The following is a 24,944-nucleotide window of genomic DNA, read 5'->3' on the forward strand; positions in this document are numbered from 1 at the left end:
TTTATTTTGGATTGTTGCGAGAATTAAAGTTGTAACTGTTACTGATTCCTATAATAGGATAAAATGATGGAAAAAGGAATGAATTCAACAAACGGAGGAATGCGATGATGGATCCAGAAAAAAGTTCGATTTGGATTGATGCAAGTATTGCTACAGTTTGGCAGGCTGTCACAGAGGAACAGCTACTGACGCAATGGTACGCCCCAGATTCAACTTGGGAAATTCCCAAATTAGAGGCAGGAGAAGAGATGATTTTCTCGATAATGCCGAATGAACAAAATCAGCTTGCAGAAAAATTACCGATGGTGTTAACGATTAAAAATGTAACGCCAAATCGAGAGTTTTCTTTTTACTTAGGTGTAGAAGAAACGCTGATCGCTATATTTTTACAGGAAGAAAAAAATGGCACCACGGTCACTTTTAATACGAGCGGCTACGGGGCTTCTCTCGCAAGCTTAAAAGTTTTAGTGGAGGGAAATGAAATCTGTTAACTTGTATGTTTCATGGAAATTTTCATTTTTCATGAAACTTTTTTATTGTTCATCAGTCTAACTGTAAATGCTTTTGTGGGGGCGAGCAAAATGTTAAAAGAACAAAAGGACGCTCACTTATCTAGAGCCATGACAATGTACGGGGATTATTTATTACGCGTATGCTTTACATATGTACAAGATTGGGCAGTGGCTGAAGATTTAGTACAAGATACCTTTGTTAAATATTATGAGAAAATGGAGCAATTCCGTGAAGAAGCTTCCATCAAAACATATTTATATCGAATTGCGATTAACAATTGTCATAGTTATCTTTCAAGCTGGCGTTATAAAAAAATACAAGTCATTGATTATTGGAGCAAATTAAAGAGCCTTTCCAATAATCCTGAAAAAGAAGTATTGATGGGAGAGACGGATGCATTGCTAGTGGCATCGATTGAGAAACTCCCGACGAAATACAAAGATGTATTACTACTATTTCACTTTGCCGAGTTTTCCTTAAAGGACGTTGCAGCTTTACTAAAGCTACCAGAAAATACGGTCAAAACACGATTAAGGCGAGCACGTCAAATGGTTGGCATCACGCTATTGGAGGAGGGGTTCGAATATGGATCAGATTCGTAATGCCATCAATGAAATGTATAAGGAAGGTAAATTCTCTCATGAAAGTCATGGTAAAACGTTTCAAAAAATCAATCAAAAAACGAAGAAGCGAACACCGTTAATGCCAATTATCCTAACAGTAGTCGTAACAGCTTGTCTGATCATCGGTTTAAAGATGATGCTTTTCCAACATGATATCCAATTAACGACGTCGACGGTTATCGATTCAAATTTCTATCCAGAAAAGTCTGGAAGGGTGAAAGACTATAGCGTATTAACAAAACCTTGGATGGTAGTAGGATTAGTGAGTTCTGTGTTCTTATTTATTTTTGCGATATTAGCATTTATGAAAAAATGGTTTTGGCGCGTACTACTATGTATCGTCATTATTATTGCCATTTTAGGGAATATGTCTGAACGAATTGGCTATCGCGTTTACGTACAGAATGAAGCGGACATTCGAAATACTGTACTGGGACCGTTTCATCCAGATACTGTTAAAATGAATGGTACAATAACGATACAACAGTATAGAATTGGTTATTTTTCGGAGAATCGCTTTAGAGGTATTGCAATTTTCAAGCATGATGGAAAAGGCTATGCATTGGATCAGTATATACAGAGCGAAGTAGATACCATGGTTTCTGTTTATTTAAAAGACATCCACAATCTTGTTATTCCATTACTTAACAATCATAACATTGAAAAATTAATAATAGACACTGGGACCGAGCGTATTGAGAAAGCAGTTGATTCGAATGATGCGCAATTAATATCAGTGCCTCTAAAATCAGAAATAGCTACTTCTCAATTGCTGATACATGCATTGGATCATGAAGGAAATACTTCTATTCTTTATAAAGATTCACGTATTTTCACCTATTAACTGCTACCCCGTATGAATATGATGCTTTCATACGGGGTTCATTTTTGACATATCCATGGAAGGAGTGCTCACTACGTCTTAGGTCTTAGAAGATTTTAAAGCGGAGGGTCGTTTTTATAAATGAAAATTCCTATATAATGAATTTATTGGAATATTATATAGCGGGAGGAAATTACATTGAAAAAATTTATGGGACTTGGTTTGGTAATAGGTGCCTCATTAATTGCGTTATCGGGGTGCAACTCAGTCATGCCAGGTAAAACCAAAGATGAAACGATTTTAGTCGAAAAGGATAAAGCAGAAAAGTTAGATGTTGAATTACAACTTGGAATTGGGGAAATAACAGTAGAAAAAGGTGCTAAGGATTGGGTTGAAGGTACTGCTCAATACAATATTGATAAACTTGCTCCAAAAGTAAAATATGACTTACGTGGCAAGACAGGAAAAATATCGATTGATCATAAAGGTTCAACTAGCGTGCGTTTAGGGAAAATAAAAAATATATGGGATATTAAACTGAATGAAGATATTCCAATGGATCTCTCAATCGAAACGGGAGCATCGGATGCAGAACTAGATTTACAAGGGTTGCAGCTGGAAAAATTAGATATTAACACAGGTGTTGGCGATCTTGAAGTAAATTTAGGTGGCGATTGGAAAAAAAGCTTCGAAACGAATATTGAAACAGGTGTTGGGAACACTACTGTCACTTTACCGTCAAAGGTTGGGGTAAAGCTTACGACAGAAAAAGGCATTGGCACATCAAATATTGAAGGCCTCATTTCTAAAGGAGAAGGGGTTTATGTAAACGAAGCGTATGACAAAGCAGATGTAAAAATAGAGGTCAATTCCGAAATCGGAGTAGGCGACATTACTTTCAAATTGGATAAATAATGAAAAATTTAGTAGGCTACTTTAAGTGAAGTAGTCTACTTTTTTTTGTAGAAACATAGGTGACGGATAGAATGAGCAAAGTAGCGGATAGAAGAGCCGAAAACGTGGATAGAACGATCAAAAACGTGGATAGAAGAGCCAAAGACGTGGATAGAGAGCCAAACGTGGATAGAAGAGCCAAAGACGTGGATAGAACGATCAAAAACGTGGATAGAAGAGCCAAAGACGTGGATAGAACGATCAAAAACGTAGATAGAAGAGTCAAAGTCGTTGATAGAGAGCCAAACGTGGATAGAAGAGCCAAAAACGTGGATAGAAGAGTCAAAGTCATGGATAGAAAAGCCAAAGCCATGGATAGAAAAGCCAAAGCCGTGGATAGAAGAGTCAAAGACGTGGATAGAGAGCCAAACGTGGAAAGAAGAGCCAAAGTCGTCGCTAGAACGATCAAAATCGTGGAAAGAAGAGCCGAAGTAGTGGATAGTGAGCCAAACGTGGATAGAAGAGCCAAAAACGTGGATAGAAGAGCCAAAGCCGTGGAAAGAAGAGTCAAAGTCATGGATAGAACGAATAAAATGCACGATAAAAGTGCAGGAATGACGGTTTGAACGTCACCCCAATATTTAAAGCAGAGCCACTTTTATCTATTTGTAAAAAGAATTTTATCAAAGTGAAACCTTTTGATAGAGTTAATTACTCTAAGTATTGAAAGGGGGAGACAGCGTGGAACATGACTTATCGATCGTCAAACAGGCTATTGCAGGGAATAAGGAAGCGTTTGAGCAGCTACTCATTCTAGAGGAAGAAAAATTATTTTATACTGCGCTTTCTTATGTTGGCCAAAAAGAGGATGCACTGGATGCTATTCAAGAAGCAGCATGTAAAGCCTATCTAACCGTGCATCAACTAAAGCATCCAGAATTTTTCTCCACATGGCTGTTTCGGATTTTAATACATGAATGCTATCGTTTGCTAAAAAAAGGGCAAAAAATCATTCCTTATGAAGAAAATGAATTATTAAATCGTTTACGGGAGCAAGAAAATGTTCTGGCGAATCCAATCGATTTATCGGATGCTATACAGCTTTTGAATCACTCTCAGCAAATGGCCATCATTTTATTTTATTATCATGATTTACCAATTAAAGAAATTTCAGAAGTAATGGAAAAGCCGGTTAGCACGATTAAAACGTATTTGCATCGTGGAAAAAAACAATTAAAACGAGAATTAGAAAGGAGTGCAACGTTTAATGAAAAAGCCATTTAATGAAAACAGTACCCTTCCAGAATTCCCAAGAGATGAGGTACGAACAGCGATTGCCAATGGAATAAAACAAGCAGAGGAGCAAAAAAATATGACTCAAAAACCTGTACAAATTAAAAGAAAAAGTAAACGTAAACCATTATTATATGTAGCAAGTGCGGCAGCCGCATTTAGTATTATGGTAGGTTCTGCAGCGTATGTATCTCCAACTTTCGCAAGCACATTGTCACAGCTACCGATTGTCGGGTCGGTATTCAGTAACTCTGGTTACCTTGGACTAAAACAAGCAAGTGAACAAGGGCTAACAAGCACTATTGGAGAAAAACATACAATTAACGGTATTTCCGTAACAATAGATGAAGTACTTTATGACGCGTCAAATATTACGGTAGGACTTACAATTGATTCTGAAAAGAAATTAGGTGATTATTACTTAGGGGCAGGACCGAACTTTACTATTAATGGTAAAAACCCTAAAGTAAGTTCTGGTGGCTATGGTGAAAAAGTTTTAAGTTCAACAGTCCGTACAGGCATCGCAAGATTTGAAGTGAAGGAAGACATGCCGGATTCCTTTGAAATGGGCTTAACGTTAGAAGGGAAAGAAGGGGAAAAATGGGAATTTTCAGTTCCTGTTAAAAAGATTACGAATACTATTGATGTGCCAGTTAATCATCAGCAACAAGCAGAGGGCATTCAACTGGATGTGTCAAAAATTTCATTAAGCCCATCAGGTATAGCACTTGACTATAAAGCTTCTGAAAAGGGGACAATTGATAATTCACAAGTAGGTGCATCGTTTATAGAATTCCGTATTACCGATCAGAATGGCAAGGAGATTACTTCGCATTCTGGTGGAGGAGAAGGTCATTTCGATAATGGTGAATGGAACTTTAGCAGTACCAAGTCCTTTGACCCGATTTCAAGCAATGTTCAAAAATTAATGATTACACCATATTTAGTGATTCCTTCAGGTGGAGGCGGTGTACATGTTGATATTGCTGGCGTAGAAACTAAAATTCCATTTAATAAACCATGTGTAAAAGAAGTGAAGTTCCAACCATTCACAGTAGAATTACCTAAGCAAAATAAATAAACATTCAGGCGTCAAATACAACCTTTGTATTTGGCGCTTATTTTATGTTAGTTTATAGAAAGCAACTGAATGAAGGAGCGAACGGATTGAAGATTTATACATACAAACAACCAGCGGCCATTGAGTCAACAGAGGCAGTAGCCATTTTAAATGAAGCGGGGGAAGTATCGTCGAATGTCCAACGTGTTTATTCGAATGGCCTGAAAAAGGCATTTGACCGCACAATGGACTATCGCTATTTTGTACGTTTTGATGTCAGTGATGTCACTGGTCAGCCTCTTTTCACATGTAAGAAGGTGTCGCGTCGGGGTCGAGTGCATTTTAAAGGGAAGGATTTCGTCACAGGCAAAGAGTACATGATTGCCTATGATGGTTGGCAAATTATGATTCCTGACTTAATTATCACGGATGATGTCCAAACTATAAAACTCAACAAGGAAATGGAGGACTGGTCCGTATTTTCGTTAGAGGAACAACCGATAGCACGCTGGCATGCTGTCTTTTGTGAAACCCATTTTGAGATTACTCTGCAAATCGAAGACAACAGCCCGATACAGCATGAAGCCTTTTTTATTGCGATTGGACAGGCAGTGCTGTTTGTAGGAGCGTAAGATGTCGATATATTTGAAAAAGTGTCCGATAAACTGAAATAGTTAAACGATAAATCTTTTAATAATTTGAGAACAAAACTAAAGAGCATATCTTGGTTATTATTTCCAAAACATGCTCTTTTTAATTTATTAGAAGATAAAGCTATCAGGTCATTTCGATTTGAAGGGCCATCAGCTGCTCCAATCCTTCTTTTAATGGCGGTTGTGCCTCTCGGGCTGCCTCTTCAAGTTCCTCTATGCTCCCAAAAATCCGGTGCAGTACCATTTCGCTTTCATAAATCTCTTTGCCTTTTAGCGCCTTGAATAGCGCCTCGGCTAGCTCAGGAGTGTCGATGGTTAAATTGGTGACCAACGTGCCTTCATCAATTCCTCCCTGTAAAATGGATACAATCACTGGCATAAGCTCTACTTTTACGCCATGCGCATCAATAAACGCCTCTGCATAACCATCCTGCGCTGACTGATGCTCTGTATCTACCAGTTCCATATAGCGGCACACTAGCGGAAAATAAGCTTCGCTGTACAAGCCAAGGCCCAATACTGCATAAGTGCCCGGCATGACCGATTCCTCGCTTGGCTCCACGTCCCCGTACCACGCGAACTCTTCCATAGCTATATCTACATATTCTGCAATCTTCGGGAACAAATTAGGGTAGCTAAGTGCATTTGCAAAAAACTGATGTAGCTCGGACTTCGCCAGTTCCTCCACGGGAAGGAAGTTCTTTTGGCTACTCTCTAACTTTAGTTGATAACTTTTAGGAAACTCTTGTTTCAAAAGATTGATAATATAATCCAACGCTTCTTTATAAGCAAGTTCTTCTTCGGAGAGAATTCGAATTTCAATCGTTTGTGTAATATCGTTGTTTCTGCCTTCTATCAGCTCTCCACGATATGTACGAGCAAATTTTCCACTGCCTTCTTTTAAATAAATAGCAGCCTCCTTGGAACCCAATTGGACTGCTAGTTCCATATACTTTTGCCGAATATCTGGCTCAGTGAAGCCAATCTGCAATGCTGCATAAAGAAAGAAATCCATCTCTCCGATATCTACGGAAGGATGATCCTCTTTCAAAGTCCAAATCATTCCATAATGACCGGATCGGGTAAAATGCTGCAGTAAAAAGTAATCCAGCGCCCATTTTTTAAACGTATAAGTATACCGACTGATCCAATCATTTTTGAGCTCCTGGTCGTTATCTAACTTGTCGGAGAGACGACGAATTAACAGATCAATTACTTCCACTTCCTGTTTCATCAAATCAGGATTGACCAAATGCTTGGCGAAAAAGAAAATGTCAATCTCTACAGGTAACACAGGTAGATCAGACAGAATCATTGTTTGAATAAAATGATCCAGCCTCTTTTGGAGTTGAATCAACTTGGGCACATTATATAGCTGTTTGTTAAGGGTTAATTTCGAATTCTCCCACTCAAACTCAAACACAACTTCAAACTTGTAATCAAAGAAATCGGGCCCCAGTTTTTCCGAGCGGAACAGGTCGTCTACAAGCCCGCACAAGGTAGGAAAGAACTCCTCAGTCAGAAGTTCATCGGTCAACTCCATGATGTAAGTATCCGCTCCAAATTTGTTCGAGCTGGATAATAATTTGGAGAAATCTATATAAATTTTCCCCTTAGTCCAGGTAAACTTGCCTTTTCTCCACGCCACCCGGAGGTAGTTGTGCACTCCAGCTTGCAACGTTCTTTGATCCTTAAACTCATTGATTCTTTTGCTTTCTTGTTCGTAAAGTGTAGTGATTTCCTTCCATACCTTATTCAGAAAAGCTTCCACAGCCTGATTCAACGGTATCTCCTCCTAATAACTATTCTATTAGCTTAGTTAGTTTTATAAGTAAAATTGTATTAGTCTACATATATTTTACATAATCTTACACAAGAAGCGAACATCTTTTATACTAATCTGCTACGTTCGTTTAGTTTAAGTACAAAAGTTCACATATTCATAGTCGGATTAGCATAAAAAATAGCTTATTTCTTAGAAAGCTATTTTTAATAAAACTCTGTTTAGTTGGGCGATAAATCCGAAAAATAGGGCGATAAACTGAAAATTTAAGCGATAAATGAAAAGCAGACCCTCTGCTACTTAAGAGAGTCTACTTTCATTTAAATATCTAGCATTTCATTCGCTAATTTTCTACGACTTATCCAGTAACCTTGTAGCGTAAAGACAATAAGTGTCGCGCCTAAAAAGACGATACTCGTAACACCTAATGTAACGAAGTCATAAGATCCTCCGTCAATCGTGAACAGTAATTTTGTAACTAGAAGTCCGAGAAATGTCCCAACAGCCAGTCCATAAAGTACAAAGGATAACACTTGCGTCAAAATCAGCTTGATTAATCCTCGCGGTGAAAGACCTATAAGGCGCTGAATTGCATAATCGGCACGTTTTGAGTAAATGGAGTGAAGCAGTGTTTGCAATACGCCGAGACAAGTTGCAGAAATTAAAATAACAAAGACTCCAACAAAAAGGCTCCAGCGCTGGAAGGTCATTTCATCGTTTTGCTTAATAAATGTCTCTTTATCAGTAATTTTTAAAGCTGGCCAACTTTCTTGTAAGTATGAGAGATCGGCTAATGCCTGCTCTGTATTATCTGCTTCCACCATTATGTTTGTAATGATAGTTGAATCAGAAGATACTATAAAAGAGGACCAATCCACAAATAAATCTATATATTTATTATAAGAATCAAGAGCTACATCAATTACTAGTAATTCACCAATTGGCACATTTTGTTGAAGTGTTTCATCAAATGTCCCTGCCATTATACGATCACCAACTGCTAATTGATGTTTTTTAGCAAATCTTTCTGTAATGATCACTCCATTTTTCAAATCTCCTTTAACAGCATCAAGCTTTTTTAACTGGACGTATTTTTCGACATCAATGGCCTCGAAGTTACTACCTTCTTCCCAGCCATTTTCGCCTTCAAGCGCGATCCAAGGTGCTTCACTTCGTGCATAGGCATAGGCCACACTCGGCAATGCCTCAATTTCTTTTATTAGATCCGGTGTAACGGTTGGGTCATTTAATTCATTATCAATTTTAATCGATGTTTCATATTGAGAGTTAATATACTCATAGGAGCTTTGCTGAACTGATTTAAATAAAGAGCTGCCGAAAATTAAAATGACCATTAAGCCGATAATGCTAAGTATAATCGGCATATTTCTTCGTACTTGTGGCATAAGCTGCTGACACGCTAAGTATGCTTCTTTGCCGAGCACAGTACGAATAGGCTTCAATGAAAATTTAAATAATGCTGTAAAGAGGTATGGCATCAGGTAAAGGAAGATTCCACTGACGAGTAATGTGCCTATTAAAATCATAAGTGCACCTTGTCCACTATTCTTTCCGATTTTATAAGCATTTAAAAACAAGAATAGGGATATGAACGCAACGCCACTCACAATAATCGATTTCCATTTTGTCCACCGTAAACTTAAATTTTCATTCTCTGTTGCGATTTGTAAAGGTAATAGACTTGAGCTTTTATGAACTTGCCACTGTGTGATTAGCTGGAGCAATAAAAAACTTACAATAGCAATCGCCAATACAAAGATCATCGGTAAATCAGTTTTTGCATCTGGCATTTTCATCAAACTAATGAGCTGTGGTAACCAACTTTTTATTATCAATAAACTGACCGCTGTCCCAAGCAATACGCCAACGCCAATAATTGTAGATAATTGCAATTGTACAATGCGTCCTACTTGCTTGGTAGAGGCGCCAAGTGCACGAAATACCATAAGCTGTTCTTTAATTTTGTAAAATAATAGCTGGAACGTTGATAGCAGTAAAACACTTGAAATAAGTAATATAAAGAATGAAAGTACAACCATAAAAATGATTAATGCTTGTATATTTCTCTTAAATTCATCATAGTCACTCATGACATCTACACGTAATGTTTCATCAAGTTGTTTCAAATCTGTACCAACTGAGGTAGCCATATTATCTTCCGTTTTAATGAGTGCAAACATACCGGCCGTTTGTGCATTACTATTATTCATCCAAGTTTTCAACTCATCATTTTGCATAAGGATAAAATTAGGACTATCTGTGCCTTTAAGGGGTGAAAGGATTTCTTGTATCGTAAAGCTACCTGTATTTGCTTCAACAGTATCTCCAATCGTTTTATTGAAAGTAACGTTTAGCGTATCACCGACCTCTTTGTGGAAAAGACGTGCCACATTTTCAGTAATCACAACTTCGTTCGGGCCAAGATCGACATTAAAATGATAGCGGCTTTTCACTAAGTCGTCGTTTTCCACACCAACTGTATAAAATGATGTATTTTTCTCATTTTCAACATTAGTTTGAGCTAGTGACACACTCGAAACTTTTGTAACACCAGGCATTGCTTCGAAATTTTCGATTTGCTGTGAAGTTAACAGCCTATTTTGATCGGGGTTATAGCCGACCATTAAATCCATTTCGCCATATAATGCTTGTATGTCTTCTTTCATTTGACTATGGGCATTCCATATGTAAACACTCATTGTCATGACAAGGCAAATGGAAATGGTAATAATACTAATACTCGTTAATACATTGGCCCATGCTGCACGAAATAGCTTCAGAGCAATGGTACGCATCGTAAACATTACACATCACCTCTAGTAATCAGCTTGAACTTCGCTAAAATACAATCTAAATCCTCCGCTGTTTGCGTATTTTGATAGGAATCCACAATGGCACCATCATGGAAAAATAATACACGATTTGCATAAGTCGCAACATAAGGGTCATGTGTCACGAGTAACATGGTTTGATTCATAGTTTTTTGCAAGTCTACTAACAGCCCTAAAATTTCATCAGTCGTATTCACATCCAATGCACCAGTCGGCTCATCTGCCAGCAATATTGGTGGGTTTGCAATAATGGCGCGGGCTATGGCCACTCGTTGTTTTTGACCACCAGAAAGCTCATTTGGTCGATGCTTTGCCCATGCAGCGATATTTAGCTTTTCCATCATTTGCTGTACGCGTACTTTGATGTCTTTACTTGGTACATCATTGAGGATAAGAGGGAGCGCAATATTATCTTCAACTGATAAATCCTTCAGCAGATGGAACGATTGAAAGATAAAGCCGATATTCTCTTTGCGGAATTTCGATGCTTTTGGCTCTTGATAAATATCATGCGCTTCCTTTCCAAATAAGAATAACGCTCCTTCAGTCGGTTCATCGATGGCGCTAATCATATTGAGCAGTGTACTTTTACCAGAACCGCTCGTCCCCATAATGGCCACCATTTCACCTTGATAAACCGTACAATGGATATTTTTCAAAGCATTGACCGTATGATGCTTTTGTTGAAAGATTTTTGACATCCCTTCGATGCGTAACACTTCTGTTAAACGTCCTTCGGGGATCGGAATCGCATTAATAACTCCTTTCAACGGATTGAACCCATTCATCTATATATGCCCCCTTTAATTGTTGTCGTAAAGCTTGTAAGCCTCGGCGAATATGCGTTTTCACAGTGCCCTCAGGACATTGTAAAATCGCTGCAATATCTTTTACCGAGTAGTCTTGATAAAAACGTAATAGTAAAACCGTTTTGTATTTTTCCTCTAGCTCGCAGAGAGAATGCCATAAATCAAGTTCTTCTTCGATATATGTAGGTGAAGTACTATTGAGATCCTCTAATGTATGTGGTTCAACAAGCTGTACCGAGTTTTTCTTGGCAAGATAGGTTTTACAGCAATTTATAATAATACGCGTTAACCAGGTAGAAAAATATTGAGGGTCGTTTAATTTAGGTAAGCCCTCATATGCACGGATAATGGTCTGTTGAAAAACTTCTACGGCGTCATTTTCATTTTGGACATAAACATAAGCCATTCGATATAACTTATGTTGCTCCTGCTCAATAAGCTGATAAAAAGCTTGCTCATCTCCGTTTTGTGCTAACTGTACCAATGATTCTTGCTTTGTAGTAATGAAAAACGCCTCCTTCCGACTATTAGACTTGGCAAACTATCATTTCGATTCAACTTTTTTTATTTTATGGGAATTTAATGGGTCATTTCCGAAAACAGGAGATTACTTTTGTTAAAGACTATACAATGCATATCAGTTGATCTTCGTTCTTGGCGACTCCTTGGGGATTAGCGATAGGGCAAGAAGGCTAAACCTGTGATAACGCTTTCGTGACCAACATCGTGTTAGCCCAAGACCCTGGAGCGAAGCGTGTGTTTTCTGTGCAAAAGGCGTATAGCTAACGTAGCAGCAGCAACAAAGTTTTATCTGTGCGAAAGCGCTCAGTAGGAACGGGAATCAACCCTATGTTATGGTGTTGTTCCAATTTAATAGATAAAGTCCAATTTATGGTTAAAGATTAATTTATTGCTATAATAACATTAATAGAGTGGGATTTATGGAAGTTCATGGAAAGTAAACTAAAATAACTAATAAGCTTGTTTTAAGGAGGAAATAAAGATGAAGAAAAAGCCTATTTATGTGGAGCTGGATATACGAGCACCTATCGACGAGGCTTGGAATTATACCCAAAACCCTAAGCTGCATGAGCAATGGGATTTACGTTTTACTTCTATTACATATATCGATAAAAAATCTCCTGAAGAACCTCAGCGCTTTACCTATGAAACGAAGGTGATGCCGGGCATAGCAGTTAGTGGCTGGGGTGAGAGTAAAGGAGAGCATCATAAAAAAGATGGTACGAAAACATCCTCGTTACATTTTGGTACACCCCAAAAAATATCTCCAATTGCAGAGGGGAAAGGGTACTGGCGATATATTCCTAAAGACCAGGGGCTCACATTTTTAACCCAGTATGACTATGATGTTCGCTACGGGAAACTAGGGAAATTATTTGATGCTGTGTTTCGTCCCGTAATGGGCTGGGCAACAGCTCTTAGTTTCGATGTTTTAAAAAGATGGCTTGAAAAAGGAGAAAATCCTTTTTCTCAGTATCGTCGCTTCTTTTTAACTATGCTCATTAGTGTGCTTTTTTGTTTTGTGTGGTTGTACCACGGTCTTGTACCGAAAATCATCGTACAACATCCTACTGAGGTGATGATGATTGAGAAATTACTAGGCGGGGATTATAGTCAGTTGAATGGATCAAGTAACACTAGCCAAATAGTAAACTGGATTGGACTTGCGGAGATAATCTTTGCACTGTGTTGGCTATTGCCTCGAGGAAAGCGTTTATTGTTTGGTGTGCAAATAGTGTTATTTCCGTTTTTAACATTGGGTGCCGTTCTAGCAGATAAAACGATTGCTACTGCTCCGTTTAATCCTGTAACACTTAATGTAGCATTGTGGGTATTGTCCATTATCGGGTTGATTCTAAGTAAAGATATGCCTAGTGCCAAAAGCTGTAAACGAAAGCGAGGAGAAACAACATGACGATTTATCAAACTTTATTGGGCGAGGACTTTACTCGACTCCATCCGATGCTGCAGAAGCGTTATATGTTACCTGTAGATCAGTCTTTTTATGCTACTGGCGTAATGCATAAAATTGAATCTGGTACAAAGTGGCTGCGTCCTTTTTATGCGATAGCTACCAAAACTAAATTCCTGTTTCCTGAATCAGGCGACGGTGTTCCATTCTCAATTTGTAATACTTGTCGAGTATTACCAAGTGGAGAACTTGAAGTGTTATGGGAGCGTACTTTCAATTTTTCAACCAGAACTAGACATTTCGATGCGAGAATGACGATTGATCCAGTCCGAAAAATAGTCAAGGATTACTTAGGATCACCAGCTCTTTTTTATTCAGATTTACATTTTTCAGTGACACGGGAGGGGAGATTAATCATTCGTTCTGGTGTCCAACGGTTTGTAGTTTCCAAAATGGAATGTCCAATACCAAAAATATTAGAGGGGCGTGTAATCGTCGAGGAAGGATTTGATGACAAAAGGAATGTGTTTACGATTCATGTGTCCATCCATAATCCATTGATAGGGAGGCTGATGATGTATGCTGGTGAATTTACGCAACAATCTATGTAGTCCTGTCCTAATAGTAGGGCTTATGCTGTCGGTCGTTTGTTATTTGTTTAGCCCGCAGCCTGGATATATGTTGCTACTCACAGTTGCACAGCTGATCTTTGTTCCTGCGATGGTGAAAATGGTCATTTCCTTTAACAAAGCCGGTGATGCTATTATTGTCGCGATGATGCTTGCGATTACGATGCTACATTGGTGCTCTGAAGGTTGGATAGCCATCGTTCTCGTACTTATTTATGTTCTTTATACGGCGTTTATAGCTATACAAGGTGTGAAGCGATTTTTACAACGAGGCTTTACAAACATGGCGGAGATATCGATTGATGTGGGACTTATTTATATATTGATCGGTGGACTATGGTTTTTTGCTTTTATCGCAAACATCGATACAGGTTTTTCATCGTTAATAACGTGGTTAACAGCCATCCATTTTCATTACTCAGCTTGTTTATTAGCTATTTCTATAGGTCTTTTTGGGCGAATACATAATAGTAGATGGTACAATGCAGTCGTTGTTATTTTATTGACAGGCCCACTTCTTGTTGCAATTGGTATAACGTTCTCTACAATAATAGAAATTATTTCAGTGACACTTTATATCGCTGCGATTTACAGTTTATTTTTCCTTGCTCTAAAAACGAAACTTCCTCGTGGACAAGGTTTACTGTTACGCATTTCCTATGGGTCTCTATGTATTACGATATTATGGTCGTTTATATATGCATTTGGATATGTAGGGATACCAGAAATGCTAAAATTCCATGGATTTATGAATGGTATTTTCTTCGGTAGTGTAGGGGTGCTGGCTTGGGCTATAGCTATTCCGGAAACTAAATTTCAACCATTTCATTTTCCAGTTAGCCAAATTAGGGGGAAATTGCGAGAACGAAAAGACCCGCACCCTGGTTTAGTCGATGCGCTTAGTGATTTTGTGGATACGACAAAGCTGCCACACATCATTCCACATTTTTATGAAGAAACCAATCAGTATCGTTTAATGGCATCTGTAAAGTGGAAAAGCTGGTTTAAACCGTTTGCTTTGATTTATCAAGGCTTAAGTCGCTTCATGCAACAGCTGAATTTACCCTTCTCCAGTAAGCAAATTGAGATGACAGGAATGGTTGTTAAAGTAGATGAGCTGCGCGATGGACGTCCAGCTCCACGTGCATGGATTCGTAAAATAGACAAACAAACAACCTTTGTCGCAATCTATTCAAAGCATACAATAGGACAAACTACCTATATGAATATTGCACTTCCACTGCCTTTCTCAACAATGATTGGGGTGTTACATTTACATGAAGATAATGGTGCTTTATATTTAACGAGTAATTACGATGGGGATGCTGGGATTTATTTAGACATTAACCGTTTTTTATTTCAATTACCTTTACAGGAGCATTTTAAGATAAAGGCAGAAGATGAAACAACACTAACGGCTGTGCACAAGATGCGTATTTTCGGACTTCCCTTTTTAGAAATAAACTATCAAATAACAAGAAAATAGATCCTTATTGAAGGAATCTGCCTATCTTTACTAGAAGGTCATATAGACATAATAATAAAGGGGTGATTCGTTGCGATTAACTAAAGGGATTTCAGGTTTTGATGCAGGACATCTAATTGAACAGGATATGCGATCTTTCCAGTCGATGGTTTATCATTTAGTTACAAGTGAACAACGAGCAAAAGCTATCCAATTTATTGATCAGCCTCATTTTGTTTATATGCAAGCGGTGATTCAACTGGAAGATGAACGTTTGACGATACTTCATCATAGGCTGATGCCTTATATTGCGTTTGCTAAGTTTGATGAAGAGTTAATATTCCGATTTTTAACAAAATCTCCATTACACAAATATTTTCCGATGCGTAAATGCCTTCCTGCCGATACACTAAACACATTGTTGACGCAGGATAAGGAGTTGCACAGTTTATCTGAAGTGGAATGGAAATACATTTCACGCTTTGATAGTAAAACAATCGGAGATGTTATGTTTAATTATTGGGATTAATATTTAAATAGAAGGAACAGCTTACTTTTGAGGCTGTTCTTTTTGTGTGTCAAAAGTCCTGTTTGGTTTTTTGGGGGGTAGTCCGTCTGTCTGAAAATTTTGGCTTTAATAATCCGCTGAAAATTACATGAAAATCACCTAGTTATTTCATTTAATCTAGGGAAAATTCCAAATCAATCCAAACTTGGCTCGAGAGTGTTAAATTACTAATGGTGTGCAAATTATAACAATGCACATTAGATTGCATTTGGAAAGTAAGGAGAATTTGAAATGAATTTTAAATCAATAAGTAAGAGAATCGTTTTTTCCTTCAGCATTGTAGTAGCAGTAGTGGTTTTATATATTGGTTACAATTTTTATGCAGTCAACCAAAGCAACAGCGCAACGGAACAAATTATTGATGAAGAAATGCAATTATTAATTACAGATTATGAGGAAGCTCAGACGATAGGGCTAAGAATTGCAGCAGCTAGAGGGTATGTACTTTCTGGTGATGAAAAGTATAAGAAAATTTTTGAAGATAATGTCAAGCATGCTGATGACAATGAGAAACTACGTTTAGCAATATCAGAGACAGGTGATTTCAACAAATTTGCGGAAATGGCTAAAGAATGGAGCAGTTATGTTGAAAAAGAAGTATTTACTGTTTATGACCAAGGCCAAATTGAACAAGCAACAAAAAATTTAGCAACTATGAGTGATAAGGCTACGGAAATACGTGAAGGCTTTGAGGGGTTAGCAGAGCATCGTAAGCAATTGATTAATGCGACTGGTGCAGACATTGTCAGTGCAGGCGAGACTAAGCAGCTTACAGGAATAATCGTAGGTGTTGTGATTGTTATCATTGCTATCGTGATTGCATTATTAAGTGCTCGAATCATTTCTAGACCAATCATCGCTGTGACAAAACGTATGCAACGAATTACTGAAGGTGATTTAAGTGAGCCTGCACTTGTTGTGAAATCAAAAGATGAAGTAGGACGGCTTACAGAAGCGACTAATACGATGTCCGATATTTTGAACCGTTTATTAAAGCAAATTCAAACCGTGTCTAATGATGTAGCTGCGTATAGTGAGGAGCTCATGCAATCAGCAACAGAGGTGAAAACTGGTACGGAACAAATTGTCGACACAGTCACTGAAATCGCGAGTGGCACAGAAGTGCAGGCAAGTAATGCATCAGATGTAGCTACAACAATGACAGAATTTACGTTGAAGATAACAGATGTCAATAATAGCAGTACGGATGTTCAGCAATATTCCCAAAATGTTATGGCTTTAACGAAAGAGGGCCAAAATTTAATGGACGCATCCACAGAGCAAATGACATCTATTCATCATATTGTGAAGGATGCAGTTTGTAAGGTGGACGAACTAAGTAAACAAACTCAGGACATTTCAAAAATCGTGGCAGTGATACAGGGTATTGCTGCACAAACGAATTTACTGGCACTTAATGCAGCGATCGAAGCGGCGCGAGCTGGGGAGAATGGTAAAGGATTTGCGGTCGTTGCAGATGAGGTTCGTAAACTCGCTGAACAAGTAGCAGTCTCAGTTGACGATATCACGGATATTGTACAAAAAATCCAAAAAGAATCGAACATGGTGACATCTTCACTGGAAAACGGCTATGAAGAAGTTGAAAAAGGTACAAATCAAATTACATCTACAAACGAAACATTCGGCCACATTGCAGAGGCAGTGTACTCGATGTCAACAAACATTGATAGCATGACGACAAAGCTAGAAGACGTAGTACAAAACACTGTCAATATTAATAAATCAGTGGACGAAATAGCTGCTGTATCAGAGCAATCCGCTGCAGGCATACAGCAAACTTCCGCAACGATCGAACAAGCAGCCAGCTCGATGGATGAAATCAAAAACAGTTCATCCAATTTAGCGGAAATGGCAGAGAGTTTAAACGACCTTGTTAGGAAATTTAAATTGTAATTTTGGACATGTATTTAATGCAGAATCATAATTAGACAGTAAATGCTCCATCGAAAATTAAGAATCAGTTAAACCAGCAATTGACGAGAAAAACGTTTAATTGCTGGTTTTTTATTGTTTGGTTTAGAAGGATGAAATAGAAGATATATGTATTGTCATCGCTCTAAATAAAAACCGGTTGTAAATTATTTGTACAAAATTGAATAATAGGAAGTTCAATGGGGATATAAATAAAAGAAAACCGACAATAGGAGTGTAGAGATGGCGACACTTGTTGTAAAGAGAAGTATTATGCACCGTTACCAAAGTATTGGGCAGGCGATTCAAGTGGCAGAGCCGGGGGATTTCATTGAAATCCGGGATGGGATATATGAAGAAAGCTTCGAAATTTCCAAAAGGCTGACACTTTATGGAGTGGGGAATGTGATCATTAAAGGTGGCGTATTTATCCGCTATCAGACACTTGTAAATATGCGAAACCTGCGTTTTACTCAAGGGCAGGGAATTTACGTAAAGGGCGATTTACAGCTAGAAAACTGTATTATTGAGCAACAAATGGTACAGGCACAAGTGACCGTAAGCTTCGGTAGTTTAATGATGAAAAATGTTGATATTTTAGCAAGCCCAATCAATCATTTTGGCCTAAATATCGATAATGGCTCAAGCGTTATTCTAGTGGATACAACGATCCAGCATCATGTTAAAGCTCAAATTAATGTGCAAAATAGTGAAATCGCATTGACTAATTGCATGCTGTTAGAAGGGCGAACGAATGGCATTTATGCAATACGGGATGTAAAAATGGAGCTTGTGGATTGTGAAATTCATGGACATAAAAAGGCACAAATTGTAGCAGCCTCCAGTACAATTTCAATGACCAATACACTTATTCACCAAGGGCAAGATGTAGGGGTGCGAGTTTTCGATAGCTCGAAACTAACGATGGATTGCTGTGAAATCAAACATCATCAAGACACGCAACTGGTTGTTCATCAAAGTGAGTTGTTGGTGACAGATTCTATCTTGACTGATGGTGTAGGGAATGGGCTTTATCTTGGTGAGAAATCTAAGGCGAAATTGTATGATTGTAAGTTCCATCGACATGTCAAGTCGCAGTTGTTAATTGAAAATAGTAAAGCGGAGTTTCGTACATGTAGCATAGATAAGGGAAAGGCGACAGGCGTTACGATTGTCAACGAAGCCGATGTATCAATGACAGAGTGTGATCTCCAAGATCACCCGCAATTTCACTTTATTGTTGATTCAAGCGGGTTAAAGCTCAATCAGTGCAAGATCCAATTTGGACAGGCTGGTGGTATTTATGGCAATGATCACGCCAAGATTACGCTGCACAACACAATAATTCAAGAGCTTCACAGTCATCATATTTATATAAATAATGCTCGACTATTTACTGATAATTGTACTTTTGATCACATTAGCGGAAATGCGATTACTTGTATTGATGCTATTTTTGAAGTTGTGAATAGTGAATTTAACAACTGTTATGATGGCCCATATGCAATAGTATGGTCTGATAAATCAATGGGGCGTATTAAACATTGTACGATTGATAAAGGAGATCGTCCATTTTTAGCGATGTCCAATCAATCTTTACTTGAAATGGTGTACACTGATCTAACTGCTGTAAAAATACCTGCTATTGTACAGGGGAAGAGTCAGTTATTTATCGAAGGGTACACTAACGAGACAATATGGAAGACTGATGCAACGTCGAGAATAGTTAATTTGCCAGTCAATACTAGTGATCAGACAAAGAACGTAATATTAAATAAAGTAGATATAGTTGATATCAGAAAATTGGATGTAAAATTACGAATACCAGTTGAAAATTTACAAAAATTTAACAAAAATATTTTGAAGAAAAATATTAATAAAACAATGTAATAACCGAATAATAAAGTAGGATAAGTAGTTTCAATTATTTTGAAATTACTTTTTTTATGAGTTAAAAGTACTGTGAGAACTGCTGGTAATGTATCATTAATATAAAAAAATATTAAAAAATAATTATTTTTATTTGTTGTCTTTATTCATTCAATCATGCTTTCGTATTTAGACTTTTAAGCTGTGCTGCAGAATGCGAAAATTCGACAAAAGGGATTGTTATTTTTATAATAGAATTAAGTGAATACCAAAAATCGTTACATATACTTCATTAAAAATTATTATTGAATAATAATGATTTTTTATAGAGGTTGGAATTTTATTAAAATAAAGTAAAATTTGGATTAATTAAGTCCATATGTTATCCTGAAAATAGGTCATAAAATGGCTGTATTAGTTAATTGTTTAAGAAACTTGAGTAATGATTGTGAAATAATGAATGGATGAACTGGAGGTGAAAAAAGTATGTTTGGGCTTTCGAAAGAAGAAATTATGTTATTGCTTGAGAAGGTAGGATTAGAAGAAAAACAAAAAAATGCAATAGCGAACATCATGCATCTTAACAATAAGCGAATAGAGCAACAACTTGCATTTATTATCGACCTAGTAATTGATGAACGCGAAAGAAATATTTCAAACAATACATATTTAAATTAAAAATGACTTAGAAAAAGAAATTTAACTTTTTGACAAATTACATATTATTTAGTATCCAAAATAAAAGGATTTTTAAGGTTTGTGCTCTATATAGATCCTTCATATATTGAAAAAATATAAATCACAAGTGTGTAAAGAAAAGCACTTGTGATTTTTTTTTTTTTTTTAAAACAATTGTATACATTTTAGGGTTTAATTGGTTATATAGTTGAGTTAACTACGAAATGGATATCCAAAAGTTGGTGAAGTATGAATAATGAGTGGGAGCGTCTATTGCTAGCGCATGCAGAAGTCGTTTTCAAATATTTGATAAAAATAGGGGCTACAAAAGAAGATGCAGAGGACGTAGTGCAAGAAGCAATCATTAAAACAATTGAATGTCTGTCTACAATTCGACATGATAATTTACGAGCTTGGTTATTTAAGGTCGCCCTTAATCGTTACTATACGTTGTATAACAAGCAAAAGCGCGCAACATTAATTGGTGATGATGAAATTGAAAAATTAAAAACTGCATTGGATGATGCAGAGCAACATTTTTTACAAAAAGAGCAAAATGCAAAGATTAATGAAGCCTTGTTGGGGCTACAGCCAACATTTCAGCAATTGCTTTTAATGAAATACGATATGGAATTGTCCTATAAAGAAATTGCTACGATTCTAGCCGTAAGTGAGTCGCATGTAAAAACTTATTTACAGCGAGCACGTAAAGCATTTAAAAAACAATGGGAGGCGTTAGAAGATGGACAACCTTTTTAATACAGAACAGATGAAAAAAACAATGAAAAAAGCACAACGTTGTGCAACATGGAAAACAATCATTATTACTTTATGCGTCATCATTGTGACATCGTTTGCTGGGAAATTAGCTAATGATGCAATTACTAGTTTTTTGCAATTCCATGCACAGAATTCCTTTAATACACTACATCAAGTAAAAGGAGCGAATGAGTTTATTGGGACAACGAAGAATTACCCTGGCATTTTAGGCGGTGAAACACATTATAAAACGTTTAAATACATTGAAGGTAAAATCGTTCCTACTGGAGATGACACGTATGGCTACGGTCTTTTTCGAGATGAGATACTTTATGAAGGATCTATTTCTCCTCTTCCATTTGGAAAGAGCGGCAGGGAAGGAGATTTAGATGTTCAGCGTTACAATGAGCTTGGACAGCGCGAAATGTTGTTTTTCTATCCATTTTTAAATTATAAAAAGACACGAAATGATTTAGCGTTGTTGCCTCAAATTAGTGACGATAAAATTATGGAGATTGCTCTATCTTTTGATAAAGGCTACACAGTGCAAGAAGCGCTTGCAAAGCTGCCGAAAAATGTGACTACTTCTTGGTTATGGGTGAAGGATATTAACGAATCAGATGACAATATTGTTAAGATTATCAATAGTGATGGAACAGTTGAGAAAGGGGATTATCTTTTGCGTTCAGAACAAAATGTATATGGTTTTTCACTTTTAAACATGAACGGTGATTTAGAAGAGAACCCAGCTGAGCTATTTGTGCGTGAACTAACTAGTGGAACTAGACAAAAATCAAGTTTACAAGATGAGTATAAACGGTTAGAAAAAGAAATTGGTGGTGCGGATGGTCTATCAGTAAAAGATCTTGTGATATATGGGGCTGTCGTAACTGGAAATACGAAGACACTTTCAAGCTTACAAAATCTTGATTATATTAAAGCATCCTCAATCGGAGTTATAACAGATAAGTATTGACATTTGAATAAGGTCATCCCATAGAAGGATGACCTTGTTTTTACAATTCCTTCGTAAAACAAATAATGCGGTTTGCCTCGGTGAAACCTAATTTAAGATGGACTGCTAAACTTTCGAGATTTTGCATTTCACAATCACTCGCGAATTCTTTACATCCTTTATGTTTAGCCCAATGCTCGCAGCTCTCAATAAGCAGCTTTGCAAAGCCTTTCTGTCGATATTGTTTTTTTACGAAGAGCCCTTCTAAATAGCCAACTGGGCTAGAGTGGGTACCTTCAACATAATCTGTTCGGAGTTGACATTGTGCAAAACCGACTGCTTCCTCATCCTCGTAGGCAAGGAAAATCGTAGCGTTTTCAGCATTAATTAGTTGCGTCATCTCCTCACTAAATTCTTCTAACGAATGATTTGGCCAAAGTTGTAGTGCTAATAATGCTGCTGTTTGAGCATCTTCCATAGTGGCTTGTTTAATCATATTGAGTCTCCTTTTTATAAAATGGTAAAAATTGAAACTTTTGATTTTATTAAACGTAAAAAATATAAGATATAAAAATACAGGGAGGTTACTATTTTTGAAGCAAGCGTTAATGATACTTGATATTCAAAATGATTACTTTAGTGATCAAGCTCGAATGCCTATCGCCAAGCAACAAATTGAGTCAACTATAAATTGCATTAATGACCTGATAAAAAGAGCTGAAAAGTCAAATGTCCCTATCCTCTATATTAGGAATGGATTTGAGCGAATGCAATTACTTTCCAACCTTTTACGAAAATTCACTGCGTTAAAAGGCAGTAAAGGTGCTGAATTGGATGAATGATTATTAAGATCTAATGGTGTCTGTTTTTCAAAAAAATAAAGCGGACGCAATTATACCAAGGCATAATTGATAAGTAAAAATGACAAGGGGGAAATTTGAAATGACGCTTTTACAACGATTAATTGAGCAAGCTAAAAACCCAAGAGGATTCGTAGGCTCATTAATGTTACGAATTATGAATAAGGCACATAGTAGTATGAATACTTGGCTAATGAAATATGAACCAATAAATGATGGTAATATTGTATTAGATATTGGCTGTGGAGGCGGAAAAACACTTCAATCCTTATCGAAAATTAATCCAAGTGGTAAAATCTATGGTATAGACTTTTCTGCGCAGGCTGTCAAAGACTCTATAAAAACAAATCAAATGGATGTAGCAAATGGCAAAGTGATCGTGACGCAAGCAAGTGTTTCAAGCATTCCGTACACAGATAAGTTTTTCGATACGATTACAGCGTTCCAAACGCATTATTTTTGGCCAGACTTGGCAAATGATGTGAAAGAAGTATTTAGAGTGTTGAAGGACGATGGTAAGTTTATTATAATTTCGGAGCTCTATAAAATTAATTATCATATGAAAGCCTATAAAACAAAACCTGAAATCAAGCAGTTGTTTGAAAGTGTTGGGTTTCAAACCGTTACTATAAGGGAAAACACACAAAAAGGATGGCTTTGTATAACAGGGATTAAATGATACATAAAATGGAGGGTATAAATGAAAAGATGTGACTGGGTAAAGTTAAATGAACCTTTATATGTTGAGTATCATGACAAGGAATGGGGTATTCCCGTCTATGATGATCAGCATTTATTTGAGATGCTCTGTCTAGAAGGGGCACAAGCAGGACTTAGCTGGTGGACAATTCTACAAAAAAGAGAGGGCTATCGTGCAGCTTTCGATCAATTTGATGCTTCGAAAATCATACTCTATACGGATGACAAGCTACAGGAGCTTCGTCAGGATTCTCGCATCGTTCGTAATAAGCTTAAAATTGCTAGTGTCGTGACGAATGCTCAAGCTTTTCTACGGATACAGGAGAAATATGGCTCCTTCTCTGAATATATTTGGGGCTTTGTGGATCATCAGCTGATCATCAATGAATGGTCGTCCATAGCAGATGTACCTGCTACAACAGAAATTAGTGAACGAATGAGCAAGCAATTAAAAAAAGACGGCTTTAAATTTGTTGGAAGTACGATTTGCTATTCATTTATGCAGGCTACTGGGATGGTTAATGATCATGTCGTAGATTGTATTTGTCGCAGTGAGGGTTCAGTTAATGAAAAATGATGAAATTAAGTCACAGCTAGTGAGACAGGCAACAATCTTTAAAACAGGTGGGGTTAGACCTACACATGACATGCTAGAAAGCTGGATTGGCTATGTAGGATGGTCATTACCTGGAGAACAGAGGCCACAAGGGTTTCAGCCATTAGCGACATTATTTTTAAAGGACCTTTCTTTTGTGCCCGCATCACTAAAGCATATTGAGCTACTAACATTATTTATGAATGAAAAAATATTTGATCACCTCATAGAAGATGATTTAAGCCGTTTTTTTGAAATAAGAGCATATACATCTATAGAAGGATTAATCCAGCAAAATTGGCAGCATGACCGTATTCGCGCTTTCCCGCTTATTCCAAAACATATTGATAATGATTATCCGACATGGGATGGAGGAGGGATTCCATCTGATGTGGAGGATGAAATTTTGAGGTTAGAGCACGAGGAGGATTTTGAATACTTCGATGATATCGTAGAGGAAATATATGCCATCCATAAAATAGGTGGCTATCCAGCTTTTTGTCAAAGTGGTCATGATTACGGTGAGGACTTTCCCTTTGTATTACAGATTGCCTCAGACGAGAAGGCATATTTCAATATCGTCGATAATGGAAATTTCTATTTCTTTTTTAATCCAGAACTAAAAGAATGGCGTGTTCATTGTGATTTTTATTAGCGGTAAAAGTATTTTAGATACATCCGTGATGACATGATTAGGAG

At 37.2% G+C, this 24,944-nt stretch carries 26 protein-coding genes; 21 read left to right on the top strand and 5 right to left on the bottom strand.

Features of this window, described 5'->3' with window-relative positions; all coding sequences use genetic code 11:
* Positions 1 to 104: 104 nt before the first annotated feature.
* The 8 genes from ABH966_RS11855 (at position 105) to ABH966_RS11890 (ending at position 5,838) form a co-directional block, all read left to right on the top strand.
* Entirely contained in the window at positions 105 to 491 is a 387-nt protein-coding gene (locus tag ABH966_RS11855) for an SRPBCC family protein (RefSeq protein ID WP_370078608.1), read from the top strand.
* Positions 492 to 581: 90 nt separating this feature from the next.
* Positions 582 to 1,115, top strand: coding sequence for a sigma-70 family RNA polymerase sigma factor (locus ABH966_RS11860; RefSeq protein ID WP_370078610.1), 534 nt, complete (start codon positions 582 to 584; stop codon positions 1,113 to 1,115).
* Entirely contained in the window at positions 1,099 to 1,980 is an 882-nt protein-coding gene (locus tag ABH966_RS11865) for a hypothetical protein (protein WP_370078612.1), read from the top strand. Before ABH966_RS11860 ends, ABH966_RS11865 begins: the two co-directional genes overlap by 17 nt.
* A 177-nt stretch (positions 1,981 to 2,157) precedes the next feature.
* Positions 2,158 to 2,874: a toast rack family protein gene (locus ABH966_RS11870; RefSeq protein WP_370078614.1), complete on the top strand. Its 717-nt coding sequence runs from the start codon at positions 2,158 to 2,160 to the stop codon at positions 2,872 to 2,874.
* Between the two features lie 71 nt (positions 2,875 to 2,945).
* Positions 2,946 to 3,479, top strand: a complete 534-nt coding sequence (locus ABH966_RS11875) for a hypothetical protein (protein ID WP_370078616.1) — start codon at positions 2,946 to 2,948, stop codon at positions 3,477 to 3,479.
* Positions 3,480 to 3,594: 115 nt separating this feature from the next.
* Positions 3,595 to 4,137, top strand: a complete 543-nt coding sequence (locus tag ABH966_RS11880) for a sigma-70 family RNA polymerase sigma factor (protein ID WP_370078618.1) — start codon at positions 3,595 to 3,597, stop codon at positions 4,135 to 4,137.
* Positions 4,121 to 5,227, top strand: a complete 1,107-nt coding sequence (locus tag ABH966_RS11885) for a DUF4179 domain-containing protein (protein WP_370078620.1) — start codon at positions 4,121 to 4,123, stop codon at positions 5,225 to 5,227. The genes ABH966_RS11880 and ABH966_RS11885 overlap by 17 nt, the downstream gene beginning before the upstream one ends.
* An 86-nt stretch (positions 5,228 to 5,313) precedes the next feature.
* The gene (locus ABH966_RS11890; protein WP_370078622.1) at positions 5,314 to 5,838 is read left to right on the top strand and encodes a tubby C-terminal domain-like protein; all 525 of its coding nucleotides are present in this window, start codon (positions 5,314 to 5,316) and stop codon (positions 5,836 to 5,838) included.
* A gap of 145 nt (positions 5,839 to 5,983) precedes the next feature.
* Here the strand turns inward: ABH966_RS11890 and ABH966_RS11895 are convergent, their stop codons facing one another.
* The 4 genes from ABH966_RS11895 to ABH966_RS11910 all read right to left on the bottom strand — a co-directional run bounded on the left by ABH966_RS11895 (position 5,984) and on the right by ABH966_RS11910 (position 11,787).
* The gene (locus tag ABH966_RS11895) at positions 5,984 to 7,642 is read right to left on the bottom strand and encodes a DUF6138 family protein (RefSeq protein ID WP_370078624.1); all 1,659 of its coding nucleotides are present in this window, start codon (positions 7,640 to 7,642) and stop codon (positions 5,984 to 5,986) included.
* 320 nt (positions 7,643 to 7,962) lie between these two features.
* Positions 7,963 to 10,467 carry an ABC transporter permease gene (locus ABH966_RS11900; protein WP_370078626.1) on the bottom strand — a complete coding sequence of 835 codons (2,505 nt, stop codon included), beginning with the start codon at positions 10,465 to 10,467 and terminating at the stop codon, positions 7,963 to 7,965.
* Positions 10,467 to 11,195 carry an ABC transporter ATP-binding protein gene (locus tag ABH966_RS11905; RefSeq protein ID WP_370078822.1) on the bottom strand — a complete coding sequence of 243 codons (729 nt, stop codon included), beginning with the start codon at positions 11,193 to 11,195 and terminating at the stop codon, positions 10,467 to 10,469. The genes ABH966_RS11900 and ABH966_RS11905 overlap by 1 nt, the downstream gene beginning before the upstream one ends.
* Before the next feature lie 52 nt (positions 11,196 to 11,247).
* Entirely contained in the window at positions 11,248 to 11,787 is a 540-nt protein-coding gene (locus ABH966_RS11910; protein WP_370078628.1) for a sigma-70 family RNA polymerase sigma factor, read from the bottom strand.
* A 519-nt stretch (positions 11,788 to 12,306) separates the two neighbouring features.
* On the opposite strand from ABH966_RS11910, the gene ABH966_RS11915 reads away from it, so the two are divergent.
* From ABH966_RS11915 to ABH966_RS11955, 9 genes are all read left to right on the top strand, one after another.
* On the top strand, positions 12,307 to 13,239 hold the full coding sequence (locus ABH966_RS11915) for a DoxX-like family protein (protein WP_370078630.1): 933 nt from the start codon (positions 12,307 to 12,309) through the stop codon (positions 13,237 to 13,239).
* Complete coding sequence (locus ABH966_RS11920; protein WP_370078632.1) at positions 13,236 to 13,847, top strand: DUF4166 domain-containing protein; 612 nt, start codon at positions 13,236 to 13,238, stop codon at positions 13,845 to 13,847. Before ABH966_RS11915 ends, ABH966_RS11920 begins: the two co-directional genes overlap by 4 nt.
* Complete coding sequence (locus ABH966_RS11925; RefSeq protein ID WP_370078634.1) at positions 13,816 to 15,351, top strand: YndJ family protein; 1,536 nt, start codon at positions 13,816 to 13,818, stop codon at positions 15,349 to 15,351. The genes ABH966_RS11920 and ABH966_RS11925 overlap by 32 nt, the downstream gene beginning before the upstream one ends.
* A gap of 70 nt (positions 15,352 to 15,421) precedes the next feature.
* The gene (locus tag ABH966_RS11930) at positions 15,422 to 15,859 is read left to right on the top strand and encodes a hypothetical protein (RefSeq protein WP_370078636.1); all 438 of its coding nucleotides are present in this window, start codon (positions 15,422 to 15,424) and stop codon (positions 15,857 to 15,859) included.
* A gap of 270 nt (positions 15,860 to 16,129) precedes the next feature.
* Positions 16,130 to 17,812: a methyl-accepting chemotaxis protein gene (locus ABH966_RS11935; protein WP_370078638.1), complete on the top strand. Its 1,683-nt coding sequence runs from the start codon at positions 16,130 to 16,132 to the stop codon at positions 17,810 to 17,812.
* Positions 17,813 to 18,073: 261 nt separating this feature from the next.
* A complete protein-coding gene (locus ABH966_RS11940) occupies positions 18,074 to 19,720 on the top strand; it encodes a right-handed parallel beta-helix repeat-containing protein (protein ID WP_370078640.1) in 1,647 nt (548 codons plus the stop codon).
* A gap of 465 nt (positions 19,721 to 20,185) precedes the next feature.
* On the top strand, positions 20,186 to 20,377 hold the full coding sequence (locus tag ABH966_RS11945) for a hypothetical protein (protein WP_370078642.1): 192 nt from the start codon (positions 20,186 to 20,188) through the stop codon (positions 20,375 to 20,377).
* Between the two features lie 249 nt (positions 20,378 to 20,626).
* Positions 20,627 to 21,136, top strand: coding sequence for an RNA polymerase sigma factor (locus ABH966_RS11950; RefSeq protein ID WP_370078644.1), 510 nt, complete (start codon positions 20,627 to 20,629; stop codon positions 21,134 to 21,136).
* Complete coding sequence (locus ABH966_RS11955; protein WP_370078646.1) at positions 21,120 to 22,112, top strand: anti sigma factor C-terminal domain-containing protein; 993 nt, start codon at positions 21,120 to 21,122, stop codon at positions 22,110 to 22,112. The genes ABH966_RS11950 and ABH966_RS11955 overlap by 17 nt, the downstream gene beginning before the upstream one ends.
* A gap of 40 nt (positions 22,113 to 22,152) precedes the next feature.
* On the opposite strand, the gene aac(6') is transcribed toward ABH966_RS11955, so the two are convergent.
* Positions 22,153 to 22,587, bottom strand: a complete 435-nt coding sequence (gene aac(6'), locus ABH966_RS11960) for an aminoglycoside 6'-N-acetyltransferase (RefSeq protein WP_370078648.1) — start codon at positions 22,585 to 22,587, stop codon at positions 22,153 to 22,155.
* A 97-nt stretch (positions 22,588 to 22,684) separates the two neighbouring features.
* Here aac(6') and ABH966_RS11965 point away from each other — a divergent pair, with 97 nt between their 5' ends.
* The 4 genes from ABH966_RS11965 (at position 22,685) to ABH966_RS11980 (ending at position 24,900) form a co-directional block, all read left to right on the top strand.
* Positions 22,685 to 22,933 (top strand): isochorismatase family protein, encoded by a 249-nt coding sequence (locus tag ABH966_RS11965; protein WP_370078650.1) that lies wholly within the window; start codon positions 22,685 to 22,687, stop codon positions 22,931 to 22,933.
* Positions 22,934 to 23,033: 100 nt separating this feature from the next.
* Entirely contained in the window at positions 23,034 to 23,630 is a 597-nt protein-coding gene (locus tag ABH966_RS11970; RefSeq protein ID WP_370078652.1) for a class I SAM-dependent methyltransferase, read from the top strand.
* Between the two features lie 21 nt (positions 23,631 to 23,651).
* A complete protein-coding gene (locus ABH966_RS11975) occupies positions 23,652 to 24,227 on the top strand; it encodes a DNA-3-methyladenine glycosylase I (protein ID WP_370078654.1) in 576 nt (191 codons plus the stop codon).
* On the top strand, positions 24,217 to 24,900 hold the full coding sequence (locus ABH966_RS11980; protein WP_370078656.1) for a DUF1963 domain-containing protein: 684 nt from the start codon (positions 24,217 to 24,219) through the stop codon (positions 24,898 to 24,900). Before ABH966_RS11975 ends, ABH966_RS11980 begins: the two co-directional genes overlap by 11 nt.
* Positions 24,901 to 24,944 lie beyond the last annotated feature (44 nt).

It is taken from the genome of Lysinibacillus sp. RC46, from assembly GCF_041262385.1.
GTDB lineage: Bacteria > Bacillota > Bacilli > Bacillales_A > Planococcaceae > Lysinibacillus.

Coding starts and splice junctions, on each gene's coding strand:
- ABH966_RS11855 (WP_370078608.1), top strand. CDS start 105: ATGATGGATCCAGAAAAAAGTTCGATTTGGATTGATGCAAGTATTGCT.
- ABH966_RS11860 (WP_370078610.1), top strand. CDS start 582: ATGTTAAAAGAACAAAAGGACGCTCACTTATCTAGAGCCATGACAATG.
- ABH966_RS11865 (WP_370078612.1), top strand. CDS start 1,099: ATGGATCAGATTCGTAATGCCATCAATGAAATGTATAAGGAAGGTAAA.
- ABH966_RS11875 (WP_370078616.1), top strand. CDS start 2,946: ATGAGCAAAGTAGCGGATAGAAGAGCCGAAAACGTGGATAGAACGATC.
- ABH966_RS11885 (WP_370078620.1), top strand. CDS start 4,121: ATGAAAAAGCCATTTAATGAAAACAGTACCCTTCCAGAATTCCCAAGA.
- ABH966_RS11900 (WP_370078626.1), bottom strand. CDS start 10,467: ATGTTTACGATGCGTACCATTGCTCTGAAGCTATTTCGTGCAGCATGG.
- ABH966_RS11905 (WP_370078822.1), bottom strand. CDS start 11,195: ATGTCAAAAATCTTTCAACAAAAGCATCATACGGTCAATGCTTTGAAA.
- ABH966_RS11915 (WP_370078630.1), top strand. CDS start 12,307: ATGAAGAAAAAGCCTATTTATGTGGAGCTGGATATACGAGCACCTATC.
- ABH966_RS11920 (WP_370078632.1), top strand. CDS start 13,236: ATGACGATTTATCAAACTTTATTGGGCGAGGACTTTACTCGACTCCAT.
- ABH966_RS11925 (WP_370078634.1), top strand. CDS start 13,816: ATGCTGGTGAATTTACGCAACAATCTATGTAGTCCTGTCCTAATAGTA.
- ABH966_RS11935 (WP_370078638.1), top strand. CDS start 16,130: ATGAATTTTAAATCAATAAGTAAGAGAATCGTTTTTTCCTTCAGCATT.
- ABH966_RS11940 (WP_370078640.1), top strand. CDS start 18,074: ATGGCGACACTTGTTGTAAAGAGAAGTATTATGCACCGTTACCAAAGT.
- ABH966_RS11945 (WP_370078642.1), top strand. CDS start 20,186: ATGTTTGGGCTTTCGAAAGAAGAAATTATGTTATTGCTTGAGAAGGTA.
- ABH966_RS11950 (WP_370078644.1), top strand. CDS start 20,627: ATGAATAATGAGTGGGAGCGTCTATTGCTAGCGCATGCAGAAGTCGTT.
- ABH966_RS11955 (WP_370078646.1), top strand. CDS start 21,120: ATGGACAACCTTTTTAATACAGAACAGATGAAAAAAACAATGAAAAAA.
- ABH966_RS11970 (WP_370078652.1), top strand. CDS start 23,034: ATGACGCTTTTACAACGATTAATTGAGCAAGCTAAAAACCCAAGAGGA.
- ABH966_RS11975 (WP_370078654.1), top strand. CDS start 23,652: ATGAAAAGATGTGACTGGGTAAAGTTAAATGAACCTTTATATGTTGAG.
- ABH966_RS11980 (WP_370078656.1), top strand. CDS start 24,217: ATGAAAAATGATGAAATTAAGTCACAGCTAGTGAGACAGGCAACAATC.